Origin of the sequence: Alcaligenes sp. SMD-FA (assembly GCF_025960365.1) — a bacterium.
Lineage (GTDB): Bacteria > Pseudomonadota > Gammaproteobacteria > Burkholderiales > Burkholderiaceae_B > Alcaligenes > Alcaligenes aquatilis.
Genome location: NZ_CP110108.1, coordinates 2,952,624 through 2,965,212 on the forward strand (window position 1 = coordinate 2,952,624; position 12,589 = coordinate 2,965,212).

The 12,589-nt window shown below is 67.5% G+C and carries 15 protein-coding genes; all 15 read right to left on the reverse strand.

Translation table 11 applies throughout. From position 1 onward, the window contains the following. Position 1 precedes the first annotated feature (1 nt). The 15 genes from OKX01_RS13705 to OKX01_RS13775 all read right to left on the reverse strand — a co-directional run bounded on the left by OKX01_RS13705 (position 2) and on the right by OKX01_RS13775 (position 12,516). Positions 2–364 (reverse strand): hypothetical protein, encoded by a 363-nt coding sequence (locus tag OKX01_RS13705; protein WP_264671902.1) that lies wholly within the window; start codon positions 362–364, stop codon positions 2–4. Continuing rightward, positions 361–1,755: an integrating conjugative element protein gene (locus tag OKX01_RS13710; RefSeq protein WP_264671903.1), complete on the reverse strand. Its 1,395-nt coding sequence runs from the start codon at positions 1,753–1,755 to the stop codon at positions 361–363. Before OKX01_RS13710 ends, OKX01_RS13705 begins: the two co-directional genes overlap by 4 nt. A gap of 10 nt (positions 1,756–1,765) precedes the next feature. Next, positions 1,766–2,713, reverse strand: coding sequence for a TIGR03756 family integrating conjugative element protein (locus OKX01_RS13715; protein ID WP_264671904.1), 948 nt, complete (start codon positions 2,711–2,713; stop codon positions 1,766–1,768). Continuing rightward, entirely contained in the window at positions 2,710–3,156 is a 447-nt protein-coding gene (locus OKX01_RS13720; RefSeq protein WP_264671905.1) for a TIGR03757 family integrating conjugative element protein, read from the reverse strand. Before OKX01_RS13720 ends, OKX01_RS13715 begins: the two co-directional genes overlap by 4 nt. 162 nt (positions 3,157–3,318) lie before the next feature. Continuing rightward, entirely contained in the window at positions 3,319–3,813 is a 495-nt protein-coding gene (gene radC, locus OKX01_RS13725; RefSeq protein WP_264671906.1) for a RadC family protein, read from the reverse strand. Between the two features lie 180 nt (positions 3,814–3,993). Then, entirely contained in the window at positions 3,994–4,779 is a 786-nt protein-coding gene (locus OKX01_RS13730; RefSeq protein ID WP_264671907.1) for a DsbA family protein, read from the reverse strand. Positions 4,780–4,792: 13 nt separating this feature from the next. After that, positions 4,793–7,672, reverse strand: a complete 2,880-nt coding sequence (locus OKX01_RS13735; RefSeq protein ID WP_264671908.1) for a conjugative transfer ATPase — start codon at positions 7,670–7,672, stop codon at positions 4,793–4,795. Further along, positions 7,672–8,112, reverse strand: coding sequence for a TIGR03751 family conjugal transfer lipoprotein (locus OKX01_RS13740; protein WP_264671909.1), 441 nt, complete (start codon positions 8,110–8,112; stop codon positions 7,672–7,674). The genes OKX01_RS13735 and OKX01_RS13740 overlap by 1 nt, the downstream gene beginning before the upstream one ends. Then, complete coding sequence (locus OKX01_RS13745; RefSeq protein WP_264671910.1) at positions 8,093–9,511, reverse strand: TIGR03752 family integrating conjugative element protein; 1,419 nt, start codon at positions 9,509–9,511, stop codon at positions 8,093–8,095. Before OKX01_RS13745 ends, OKX01_RS13740 begins: the two co-directional genes overlap by 20 nt. Continuing rightward, positions 9,501–10,418: a TIGR03749 family integrating conjugative element protein gene (locus tag OKX01_RS13750; protein WP_264671911.1), complete on the reverse strand. Its 918-nt coding sequence runs from the start codon at positions 10,416–10,418 to the stop codon at positions 9,501–9,503. Before OKX01_RS13750 ends, OKX01_RS13745 begins: the two co-directional genes overlap by 11 nt. Further along, positions 10,415–11,107, reverse strand: coding sequence for a PFL_4703 family integrating conjugative element protein (locus OKX01_RS13755; RefSeq protein WP_264671912.1), 693 nt, complete (start codon positions 11,105–11,107; stop codon positions 10,415–10,417). The genes OKX01_RS13750 and OKX01_RS13755 overlap by 4 nt, the downstream gene beginning before the upstream one ends. Then, positions 11,104–11,514 (reverse strand): TIGR03750 family conjugal transfer protein, encoded by a 411-nt coding sequence (locus OKX01_RS13760; protein ID WP_153376392.1) that lies wholly within the window; start codon positions 11,512–11,514, stop codon positions 11,104–11,106. The genes OKX01_RS13755 and OKX01_RS13760 overlap by 4 nt, the downstream gene beginning before the upstream one ends. A 12-nt stretch (positions 11,515–11,526) precedes the next feature. Then, positions 11,527–11,886, reverse strand: a complete 360-nt coding sequence (locus OKX01_RS13765; RefSeq protein WP_264671913.1) for a TIGR03745 family integrating conjugative element membrane protein — start codon at positions 11,884–11,886, stop codon at positions 11,527–11,529. A 16-nt stretch (positions 11,887–11,902) separates the two neighbouring features. Beyond that, complete coding sequence (locus tag OKX01_RS13770; protein WP_003821106.1) at positions 11,903–12,136, reverse strand: TIGR03758 family integrating conjugative element protein; 234 nt, start codon at positions 12,134–12,136, stop codon at positions 11,903–11,905. Continuing rightward, on the reverse strand, positions 12,133–12,516 hold the full coding sequence (locus OKX01_RS13775; protein WP_264671914.1) for an RAQPRD family integrative conjugative element protein: 384 nt from the start codon (positions 12,514–12,516) through the stop codon (positions 12,133–12,135). The genes OKX01_RS13770 and OKX01_RS13775 overlap by 4 nt, the downstream gene beginning before the upstream one ends. Between the last annotated feature and the right edge of the window lie 73 nt (positions 12,517–12,589).

The window sequence follows — 12,589 nt, forward strand, 5'->3', positions numbered from 1 at the left end:
CTCAAACTGCCTGCATCAACAGGCTCGCTTCCAATGCCATGATGGCGACGACCCCGGCGATCTCGCTGCGCACCAGGCGGCGCCGTGCTTGCGCGTCGTCGGCCTCGCGCGCCAGCAGCCGGTGGCGCATCCAGACCCATCCGTATGCCGTTGCCCCGTACAGGCACAGCCGCCACACCAGGAAGTAGCCCGAAGCGGCCGCCAGCCACCGCTGCCAGCCGGCCACGCTGCCGACGAGGTAGATGCCGAGGATGTTGGCACCCACGGCGGCGGCGACGAGCGCCACCGTCCACAGCAGCACCTTCGCCGCGCGCCGACTGAACAGCCAGCGCGGGCGCAGCCATCCGGCGCGGGTCTGGTTCATGGGTTGCCTCCCGGATTGCCCCTCTGGAGCCGGTCGAGGCGATCGGGAACAGGATCACCCTCGTAGATGCCACGCGAGCCAGCCGCGCGCGTGCCGTGGCGCTGGATGATGGCCATGGGTGAGTTGTTCGCCAGCTCGCGCCGCAGCTCCAATTCCGTCTTGAGGTTGCGGATCTCCTGGTCGAGCGTGTCGCTCTCGTGGTTCACGGCCTCGACCGCCAACTGGTTCGCCGCCACGTTGGGCTCCTTCTTGCCCGTGAGCAATGTGCGCTGTAGCAGCAAGGCCTTCTCCAGCACTGACGACAACGCGACCTCTGACGCCAGGCGGCGCGCGAGCAGGTCCTGGTCCGGCTCGTCGCGCAGTGCTTCGATGACGCCGCGCGTGATGGGCAGCGACGTGCTGCCGGCCATGCGCAGGTTCTCGAACGTTGTGGTGCGCGTGCCCGAGATCAGTTCCTGCAGGGCTTCCAGCTTCGTTTCGTATTCCTCCTGGATCAGCGGCGTCAGCCCGACGCCGGGCACCGTCTCGGTCTTGGTGCAGGCATCGCAGGTGCGCTGTTGTTGCTCCCCGAGCACCCGGGTCGCCCATTCCACCGCCTGCTGCGGTGAGGTCCAGGTCTGGCAGGACAGGCTCGCGCAACTGGCCGATGCGATGGACGACGTGTCCGTCACGCCGCGGCCGTTGACCAGGTTGTAGCCCGCACGGGTCACGTCGCCGACCACCCGGATCGCAGGCTGGCCCGTGCCGCCGGCATTGCTGCCGCCCACCCAAGGCACGCCGTCGTTGCCTCGCCGCGTCTCGGCCTGCTCGATCGCCGACACGGCGTCCGTGCTCGACACAGCATCGCGCAACGCCATGCCTTCGGCGACCTGGCTCCAGCCAAGCTGTCCACCCGCCGCGTCTGCCATCCGTTCGGCCATGGCGCGGCACGTCAGCTTGGAGCGGTCGAAATCCATTCTGGCCTGCAGCACGCCGTTGGTCAGCAGGTTGTAGAGACCAGGGTCGGCACGCTGGATGATCAGCGCAGGCAGGGACGCCACCGCACTGGTGGCGCTCTGGATCACGTTGCTCATGATCTGCTGAAAGCCGTTGGTGATGCCGTTGAGCTGGTTGCGCAACGTGGTCTGGATGCTCATGTCGCCGCAGATCAGGTTGCTGTTCCAGCCCACGCCGACACCGATCGAGCGCATACCGGCCGCACGCCCCATCGATACGGCGCTGCCGCCGCCGATCGAATACATCACCTCGTCGCCGAGGATGGGGCCGCTGGTCTGGAAGCCGGTCTGTGCCCACGCGAGGCCGCAGCCCAGGGCGAGCGCCCCGGCCAGCGCCGTCGGGCGCAGCAGGCGACGAGCTTTGGTGGAGAGGTTCATCAGTTCAGGACGCTTCATTGCCGTACCCTCAATAGAAATCGACGCTGCCGAGGAACACCTGGCCCCTGCGTTCACAGCAGGCATACGGCCGCCACAGCGCCCAGGCGTAATCGCCTTGCTGGGCCTGGGTCAGGAAGCCGCTGCGCGGGAAGACCGTGCAGGACGAGGACAGGATGGGGGTGAGTTCCTGCCACTTGCCGGTGGAGGCATCGCCCTCCATCAGCGCGCCGGCTGGCCAGTAGCCGGGCCGCGAACTGGCGAGCAGTGGCTGATAGACGTGGATCTGCCCGCGGCGCGTGACGACATCGCCAGCGCGCTGGGCCACTACGGCACCGGCCTTGTGGTCGTCGGTCTGGTGCAGAAAACCACCGCGCGGATACACGTTGCCCCAGAGGTTCAGGGTGGTGCGCGCGCCGACTTCGCGCATGCCTGGAATCAGCGCTTCGGGGTACACCATCTCGGGCACGTTGTAGCGCCAGGCCAGCGTGTCCAGGGTGCTGAGCAGATACGGCATGAACGCCGTGCCTGCACCCTCGCAGAAGTAGCCCGACGACGAGACGAACTGGTTGAACACCTCGGCGCCGGGGTGACCGATCACGTCGGCGTTCTTGAACTTCGCGAGGTTGTTTTCGTGATCCTCGTTCGTGGTTCCATCGCCGCCCGCTTGGGCGGACGGGTTGGGTGTGCTCATTGCCCGGACTTCAATCCAGGGGTTTTCGCCGGTATTCGAGTACGACGACACCACCGCATCGGGGATGTAGTGGCGCACCTTGATCGACGTGCGCACCGTGCAGCCCGTCCAGGTGCAGTAGAGCCAGTAGCAGATGCCGACGACCCGGTATTCGAGGCAGTCGGGCGACGCCACCGAGCCGACGATGGTGGCGGTGTTGAGGGCGTAGCTGCCGGTGGCGCTGAGCAGCAGGAACGAAGCCACGCCTACACGCACACGGCGCAGCAGGTCGAACGGGCGGCTCATGGCTGTGCCCTCCGGTGCTGCTCGATTCGGGCCACGGCACGCGCCACGTCCGGCTCGCCATAGACCACGTAGCGCTGGTCCACCACGACTGCTGGGAGGCTGGTGATGCCCAGGCTCCATGCGTCTGTGACGCCTTGGTACGCGGAAGCGATGCGGCGCTGGAGATCGGCGCCGCCGCTGGACAGCCGGCGCTTGACGATGGCCGTCGCCTGTTCGGGGTCGGCGGGCAACTCCGCTGAAAGCTCCGCTTCAATCCGGTGGGGTTCGTCCAGCTCGATCAGCCGCTCACCACCCATGGTCTTGACCGGGTGGCGGCTGTCGGTGACGACCACCACGTCGGCGGCGAAGGTGGCCGGGCTGAAAACGGCCAGAGCGGTCGGCAGCGCGACGGCCAGGCCGAGGGTTCGCCAGCCCGACGCGAACCTGGAAAGAGATGCTGGCATGTCGCGTGCCCTTGAAGTTGATCAGAGCAGTAGTCAAACGCGAAGCCGATGCGATCCCAACAAACAATGCGCATCGCGGACTGCCCGCATACCTGGTTGTCTCACACTCATGAAAAAGCGGAGGCCGAAGCCTCCGCGTGGATCAAGGAGCCGCTGCCGTCGCTACAGCAGGCCGGATTCCGCGAACGAATAGGGGGAGCCTTGACCGACGATGATGTGGTCCAACACTCGTACATCGATGAGCGCCAACGCAGCCTTCAGGCGATCGGTCAAAACACGATCCGCGCTCGACGGCTCAGTGCATCCCGAGGGATGCTGGTGCGAAAAGATCACCGCGCCGGCATTCAGCTCCAATGCCCGCTGCACGACAACACGCGGGTAAACCGCGGTCGAATCGAGCGTGCCTTTGAACATCGGCTCGTAGGCCAACACCCGATGCTGGCTGTTCATGAACACGATGGCGAACACTTCGTTCGGTTCTGCAATGAGTTTCAGGCGCAGGTAGTCCTTCACGGCCTGTGGCTGGTCAAGAAGCGGCCCGGCCTTGAAAACACGTTGTTCCAGCAGCGCGATGGCTTGCCGGATGATCCAATCATCTGATTGGGACGCTGGGGCAAAACGTGGCTCCACGCAGGAGTCATTGGCGACGAGAGACATGGCGAACCTCCAGAATGTGAACGGAGGACGCCACCCAGGGAGGGCAAGCCCTCCTGGGATGGAAACAGCGGAACAAGGTGCATCCACCACCGCGCAGCGGTGATTGTTCGCAGCCAGGATGCGAAGCGAACGGGTAGCGGTCATCGCGGCAAGCCGCGCCGTAGCCTCCAAGACCGAGGGCTACCTGGGCATGTCGCCGACAACGTCGGCGGGCATTTCGGATGTGGGGGTGGTGGGTGAAGCCGCCGCGTCGCTGACCATGTCTCCGGCCGCCAGCATGTCCATGGCCGAGAGCAAGGCATCACCCTCGATCGGCCCCTGCAGCAGGATGGCCTGGCCCGTCTGGCGATCGAGCAGTCGCAGCGACGGCGTGGCGGTCACGCCGCTCTTGGTGGCTTCCGCGGCCTGCGCGCGGATGGCCACGTTGGGGCGCTCGCTCGCCATGCACTGTTCGATGGCCGACGTTGTTTCGGGGTAGCGCAGGCCATCGGGCAGGCCCTGGCCATCGCTGCGCGTGTGGGCATAGACCCACTCGACGGCATGCCAGAACGCGGCATGCCCGCCAGCTTCGGCGGCGCACTCGGCCAGGCGTGCCTCGGCCGACGCGGCGGGCTCGTGTGCAGCCAGCGGCTGGTGGTGCCATTGCAAGGCCACGTCGGTGTTGCTGCCGACCCACCGCTTGAGCTGCGGGAAGTACTCCCGGCAGAACGGGCATTCCAGGTCGGCATAGAGCGTCAGCGTGAAACGGCCCTCCGGGTTGCCCATCTGCCAGGGCGGCCCGGAGGGCTGCGCTGCGCTGACCGGCGCGGGCGACGGCGCTGAGGATTCGCCGGGCGTCCGGGACACCAGCCAGATCAGCAGCAGCGCGACCAGCGCAGCAGCCAATACCCAGGGCCAGCGGAGCCGCCGATTGCGGCGGTGGAATGCCTGGACCTGCATCGGAGTGAAAGGACGTTTCTGCTCCATGGCGTTCTCCGGCTTACGGCAGTTCCAGGGCCGGCGACTCGATGCCGCGCGCCTGGTCGATCTTCTCGGCCACCTTGAAGGCTGCTTCCAGTTCGGTGCAGCCGTACTGCTGCATGAGCTGGTAGCGCTCGGCCTTCTCCTCTGGCTCGGTCTGCGCGAGCGCGAGATACAGGCTCGGCGGCACGGCGCGGAACAGCACTTCCATCGACTTCGACAGGATGACGCCCTCGGTGAACTTGCCCGCTTCTTTGCGCGCCGACAGCATCAGCGCTTTCTGCGCGGGCGAGAGTTCGCGGAACCTGGCGATCTTCTCCACCTCATCGGGCGGCATCGACAGGCAGACCCACCACTCAATCATGTTGAGCATGGGCTCGGCCGCACGCGGCAGGTCGTCGATGTTTTGCGTAGCCAGCCAGAACCAGGCGCCGAGCTTGCGCCACATCTTCGTGATCTTGACCACATAGGGTGCGAGCAGCGGGTTCTTGGTGATCACGTGACCTTCGTCGGTCACATTGATGATCGGGCGCCCCAAATACTGGTCGCGCTCTGCGATGTTGTTCACCGTGCTGATCAGGCTGATGTAGGCGATGGAGAGCTGCGCGTTGTAGCCCTCGCGGGCGTAGGTCGCCAGATCGACCAGGGTGATGTCGGCCTCGGGCCACGGCGTGCCATCGCGGTCGAACATCTCGCCGTCCGTGCCTTGGCAGAACATATCCATCGCGTCCGCCATCTCCAGCAGCCGCACGCGTCGCATTTCGGGCAGCGTCGGGTCCTGGCTGCGGGTGCGCAGCGCGTTGCGCACGTCGCGGGTGAGAACGGTGCGCTTCTCGCTACCACCCCCACCGTGGCAGTGCTCGGCGGCGTCGAGGATGCACTGGCGGATCAGCGAGCGGTCGGCCCGCGTCATCCGGGCTTCTTCCTTGTCCTCGCCGCCCGTGATCATCAGCCGCGCCGTGATCTCCAGTTCGCCCAGCACGTCGCGCTGTTCATCCGCCTCCATGGCCGAGGCGTCCGGGGGCAGGTCCTCGTCCAGCGCATCGGCATCGAGCGTCTGTACGTCGCTCGGCGTTTCGATCAGCCGGCGCGCATCGGCGAATGGTGCCAGGCTGATGCCGGAGCCTGGGGCCAGCTTGACCCGGTTCACCGTTAGCCCGAGCCTGCGTGCGAAATCGCTGAACAGGCCGAAGCTGTTGCCGGCCTCCACGATGAACAGCCGCGGGCGGTATATCGCCGTGACTTGGTTCAAGAGGTTGTTGAGCGTCGCTGACTTGCCCGAGCCGGTAGGGCCGAACAGGAACAGGTGGGCGTTCATCTGCCGATCCAGCCTGTTCAAGGGGTCAAACGTAATCGGGCCGCCACCACGGTTGAACATCGTGATGCCGGGGTGCCCCGTACCTTGGGCGCGGCCCCACACCGGCGACACGTTCGCGATGTGCTGCGCGAACATCAGTTGGGTGTACCACCTGCGCCGATCCTGGCCGGGGTTGTAGCAGCACGGCAGCCAGCGCAAGTAGCTGTTGAGCGGAGCCACCTCGTCGTCCTCACGCACCGGCTGCAAGCCGGCGTTGAGCATCACGTTCGCCAGGTCGAGGCCGCGCCGGTCCAGTTCCGCTTCGTCGCGTCCGCGCAGGTAGAACGCCAGCGTCCCCCGGTAGAGCTTGTGCGCGCTGCCGATGAGGGAGCGGGCTTCCTGCACGTCCTTGAGCGTCTGCTCCGACGCCAGCGTCTCGCCCACCGCCTTCTTCGCCAGGTGGTTTAGATCCGCTTCCAGGACATCCTGCGGCGTGGCGACCATCGTGAGACAAAGCAAGGTGTCTTCCGGCATCTGGTCGAACAGCGTGTTGATGGCATCCCCTTTGCGGGTCTCGCCGGTCAGGTGTCCGGTGCCGGGCGGCATGCGCAGCCGGTCGGTGATCAGTACGCGGTGCGGCATGCCGTCGAAGTACCAGGTGCCATGCTCCACGTCGGAGCGTGGCTGGCCGAAGAACAGCCGCTGGCTGAAATCCCGCCCGCTCGCCAGCTCGATCTCGCCAACCTCGGTCTCGTCGGGGTAACGCGCCAGGGCATAGAAGCGCTCCCGATCTTCGGCTCCAGGCCCGAGCATCGCGGGGCGCGGATTGAACCACCGCATCAGCCAATCGTGGACGTCGGCTGCGACCATGCGTCGTGCCTGGATGCCTGCGTTCGCCAGCCCACCGCACAGACGATCGCAGACGATGTTCAGCATCTGCTCGGGCGTCTGACCGCGGCGGCTGGCCTGTCCGGTGGCACGGCGATAGATCACCATGCGCACCCGCCGCGTCTGGCCGCGCCAGCGCAGCCGCGTGACCACCGTGTCCTCGAACAGGCCGCCCGGCTTGGCGACCGCGCGCAGATGGTGGCCGAAGAAGCGCAGGTAGAACTCGGTGAACGCAGTGCCGCGGGCGCGCGGCTGCACGTAGTTGTGCAGGTTCTCCATGTACTGGTCGAAGCTGGGCTCGTCCTGGGCGTAGAGCTGGAGTACCCACGGGTTTTCGTCTAACTCGTCGAACGAGTCCTGGAGCGCGTTCTCCAAGGCATCGCGGGCGTGCGCAAGCCAGCCGGGTTCCCGGCCCTCGGTGCCCAGCGGCACCAGCTCGTAGAAGGCCGCGACCGACTGCCCATCCTCCAGCAGCATGGATTTCGACTGCGGCAGGAACTCCACCCATGGCAGCAGTTCCGCGAACGACGGCGCGACGTCGTACAGCGCCTGCTCGTCGGCTACTGTCGCCGGCCTGCGGCCCTGTACCGCTGCGCCGGGTTCGGGGACGCCGGCCTGGCGCAAGGCCTCGACGTGGCGCTGCCAGCCGTCCGGCTTCTCTTCGCCGCCGGTGCCGGATGCGGCCAGCTTCGGCCAGGGAAGTTTCCAGCGCATCAATAGTCCTCCACGCGCTCGCCCGGCATGGCGTACTGCACGCGCTGGTACAGCGGGAAGACCGTCGTATAGCCCGGCACGGGAACGGGGTCCGTGCCCGCCAGGTGCGGGTACACGTACATGACCAGATCGGGATTGGGCAGGCGCTGGAACTGGCGATACACCTCGCTCTGCGCCGTGCGCGTGTAGCGCATCTGCTCGGCGGGCGCGGCCTGCACGTCGGTGTCGGTCAGCGGCCGGCGCAGGCTCTGGCGTGCGTCGAGCAACTGCCGGCGGGCGACCTGGCCGGTGCCACCGCCGCCGCCACCCGTTTCCTGCTGCCAGATGTCCATCATGGTGCGGTCGCTATGGGTCAGCAGCTCTTCCTTGCTGGTGGCGCAGCCGCCGAGCACGGCGACGGCCGCTGCCAGCGCGAGGCCTTTAATCGAGTTCGAGCGCATGGCTTTCTCCTGCACGGTGATCGACGCGCCGGCCTTCGGGGTCGTGATCGATGGCGAGCGGTTTTTCGAGGTGGACGGCGACCTTGGCGCCGGGCTGCACATAGACGGCGGCGAAGGCCTGGCCGTAGAGCTTGTTGACCCAGGCCGACATGTCCCGCACGCCGCCCGCGAGGATCTGTCCGACCGCTTCCTGGCCGCTGATGCCTACGGTGCCGATGGAGCCATCCGAGCCGACATAGGACATGCGGCCGCTGTCGCTCTCGATGAGCGAGGCCACGCCGGCGCCGGCGGCCGTGATCAGGGCCTGGGAGCCGAGGTACTGCTGGGCGTTGCTGCGCCGCTCGCCGCTGACGCAGGGGATGCCGTGCGGGTCGCTGATCCAGCCCAGGCCGTCGCGCTGCTGGTTGTTCTGCTGGTTGCCTTCGCGGTCTTCGGGGATCGTGCGGATCGTGCCGTCGTTGAAGACGAAGGTGATGCTGCGCACCTGGCCGCGCACGCACGAGAGCGTCCAGTCGCCCGACGCAGTTCCGCTGAACACGGCGCCGGCCACGTCGGGAATGTCGATGCCATTGGCCGTGAGGTTGTCCGGCCCCACCAGCACCTTGAAGGGGTACGGATCGTTCACCGTCCCGTCGATCGGCACGCGGCCGATCAGCGCCGTCATCGCGACCGACCCCATGAGCGTCGAGTTGGTCGGCACGGTATAGACCGGCGTGGCGCTTTTGACGCCTGCCGCACGTGCGCCGGCGTTCGCCACGGTTTCCGCGGTGGTTTCCAGCGTGCTTTGCGCGGGGCCGAAACTCGTCGGGAAGCTCATGCCGTTGCCCGTGCCACGACTACCGTTGCGGCCCTCGGCCTTCTTCGCGTCATCCGGTTCGACCCAGCGCATGCCGCCTTCCATGCCGGCCTCGTCGCCATCGCGCAGCCCCAGGCCCACCGGCAGGTCGGCATGGCCGCCGCCGCGCCCGCCGATGCTGTCCAGGCGCCGCTGCAGGTCGGCGAGCAGCCCTTCGGTCTTCTGGCGCGCGCTGGCCGCCTGTTCCTGGTCACGGCGCAGGTTGGAGCGCTCGGATTCGAGGGCCGAATTGATGCGCTGGTCGATGGAGTTTTCGCGCTGGCGCAGGCGCTGGTTTTCTTCGCGCTGCGACTTGTTGTCGGTCAGCGCGGTCTGAAGCTCGGTGCGCAACTGCTTCACCTGGGCGACGAGCGTTGCCACGGTATCGCGCGGGGTATCGCCTTCGATGCCCAACGCCTTCATTTCCTCGGGCGTGAGCTTGGAGCCGGCATCCGCCGCGGGCGGTGCCGACGTGCTTCCGCCGGAGAACAGCCGGATGGCAACGAACAGCACCAGCAAGGCGACCGGGATCATCAGCCACTTGAGCAAGCCGTTACTGCGCATGGCGGGTCTCCTCGCCGTCGCCGGCTTCAGCTTCCGGCTGCGGCAGGTGCGCAGCCGGGTCGAAGCGGTGGATCGCCGGCAGCAGCGATTGCGCGAGGCCGTGCCCGCGCGTCACCAGGTACAGGACGGTCGTGTCCTCGGGCGTCCCGCGGGGGCCGAGCGCTTCGTGCTGGAAGGTGGCGGTGAGGAAATCCCCTTGCAGCACGCGCGGGTCGAGCGTGACCCAGCCGCTGCTGCTGTTGGTCAGACGCACGGCGGTGACCCACTGGTCTTCCAGACGCCACGACGCGAGCGCGACCGCGCGCACCGGCAGCGTCGGCATCAGTGTGCCGAGGTCGAGGTCGCGGCGCAGGTTCACCCGCATGACGCCGGGCAGCGGCTCCACGGTGCGCAGGGGCGCGTAGAGGTTCTGCGCAGCGAAGCGCGTCAGGACGACCGAAACCGGGGTTTCGCGCCGCGCCGCATGAGCGCCTGTCTGATCCTGGGCGCGCGCCGGGGCCTCGTCGGCATCGCCTGCCTGATCGCCGTAGCGCGCCGGGGTGCTGCTGCCCTCGACGATACGCACCGGCTCCAGTTCGGCCTCGCCGTCCTTGGGCGGCTCGGCCGCGATGTCGAGCAGGATCAGTGCGCCGGTATCGGCGTCCTGCAGTTGCAGCCGCGTGGGCTCGATCGGTTCGTTGGCGCGCAGATACACCGCGCCACCCGCGCTCTGCACGCGCAGGCGTTCGCCCACGCCCGCAGGCACGCCCACGCGGACGTTCCGGTCGATGAACACGATGCGCTCCTGGCCCACCTTCAGCGGCACCGCGAGCGGCATGCGTTCCCAGCGCAGAATCTCCACAGCTTGGGAGACGGGTGCCGCGGCCGCGGCGAGCAGCCCCAGCAGCACGAGTACAGGATGCTTCATGGGGTCTTTCCTCCTTGGGGCGCTTGCGGAGACAGGCCGCCAGGTGCCGGACGCGTCGGCTCCGGTGCGCTGATGCGCTGGGGCGCACCGTCGTAGCAGTCCAACGCCAGGCCGAACGGGTTGCGGGCGGGATCGACGTCCACCCGCGTGACCTTCACCGGGTAGCGCACGAGCGCGCGCTTGACCTGCTCGGCGCCGTAGTACTCGTCGGCGGTGATGTCCAGCGTCACCACCCAGTCGCGGTCGGAGACCACGCGCACGCGCGCCGTGGGGTCGTCGCCGTAGCCGCGGCCGGGGATTTCGTAGATGCCACGCACGCGCTGGCGCAGCTCGCCCGTGCTGCGGCGGTAGTCGTAGTCCGCGCGCAGGAAGGCCTGGCAGGACGGCGTGAAATACGGCGAGAGTGTGTGGAGATTGCGCGGATAGTCCTCTTCGCCGTTCGTCGGCCAGCGGTTGAGGGTCTGGAACACGTAGAACGTGAACGCATAGACCGATTCGGGCGGCACTTCCCACCACTTGCGGGTACTGCCGGAGCGCAGGTCGGGCGGAACGTGGATGGTCAGGTCGCGCGGCGCGCTCCACCAGCCGCCGCCCATGACCAGCGCGACGACCACCAGCGCGCCGGCCCCCAGGCGAAGCGTCTTGATGTGCGCCTGCAGGTGGGTGATCTCGTTCTTGAAGCGGCTCATCGTGCCCCCTTTGCAACAGACCTTCGGGTGGACCAGAAGCCGGAGCGCGAGATCAGCACGTGCCCGCCTACCCAGCCCGCCATCAGCGGATGGCGCGTGGCGATGCGCCATTGCAGTTGCCGGTACAGCCAGGTATCGGGGCGTCCGCGCTTGAGGCGGCGCAGGATGCCGCCGCCGATGAAGACGCCCAGGGCCACGCCCAGGACGACGAACGTCGGCGCGATGGCGATCGTGCGGAACACCCAGGACAGCGGCGCGCCGACCAGCAGGCCGGCGGCGCCGGACAGGCCGCAGCAGATCCACAGTTCGTCGGCGGTGAGGCCGCGCACGACAACGGGATGACGGTTGAGCCGGTGCGGAAGGAACGTGACCGTCCCGTCCGCACGAACGTGCTGCTGCTCGGACATACCGGCCTCGCCTTACAGGATGCCGGTGGCTTCGGTGAGCAGCCAGATGCCGATCACGAGCAGCACGGCACCGATCGCGACGGTGAGGCCAAACTGGCCCCAGGTCTTGCGGCCGGTGTGGATTTCCGCGTAGGTGCCGTAGGCATGGTAGCAGACGCCGATGAACATCGACGCCACGACCAGGAGCGCCACGAGCATGATGATGTCGTAGCCGTAGTTCCTGATCGTTTCCATGATGCCGTTGCCGGTGCCGCGGGTCGGGTTCTCCAACTGCGGCAAGCCTTGCGCGAACGACAGCGCGGGCAGCGCGGCGGCGCCTAGTGCCACCGCGGCGCGCTGGGCAAGACGGGAATGGAAGATGCGGTTTTGCATGGTCGTGCCTTTCAGGTCAGGAGAGGAGGAAGAAGCTTAGGACGAGGTACATCGCGACGAAGCGGATGCAGACGCCGAGGAACTGGCGCTGGTTGAGGCGGCTCTCGGACCACCCCACGTAGGCCGTTCGGATGGCCCAGACGCCCCAGACGAGCAGGACCGCGAACACGGCGCCGACCAGGACGGTCGCCATCGCCGAAGGCGCGATGCCGCTGTTGGCTTGAAATGCCGAGACCTGGGCGCCGTTCATCGCTTGCACTCCGCAGTCGTCGTCGGCGATGGCGCAGCGGCCCGCTCGGCGCGGTAGTCGCCGGCCAGTTCGGAGGGGTCGCGCGGCTGGGCACGCGACGGTGTGAGATGGGCCTGGATGCCGGCGCGCACGCGCGCCAGGTCAGCCAGCAGCCGCGGGTAATCGAAGTGGTAGCGCTCGCCCGGCTGGATGGGGGAATGCGCGGCGCTGTCGGCGACGGTGCGCTCCAGCGCGTCGAGCTGGCGCAGCGCGGCGACCAGTTCCTGGCGCTGCGCGGGGGAGTCGGCCGCCGCCATCGGGGACTGACCCAGCAGGAGGGCCGTCACGAGAAAAATGGGCACGCCGCGATGCGCGGCGCGCTGCCAGATCGGAGCCAACATCGCGCCATTCCTGTGTGATCAGCAATGGCTCGATCGTGGGCAGCGAGAGACTTTTAGGCCGCAAACAATAGGA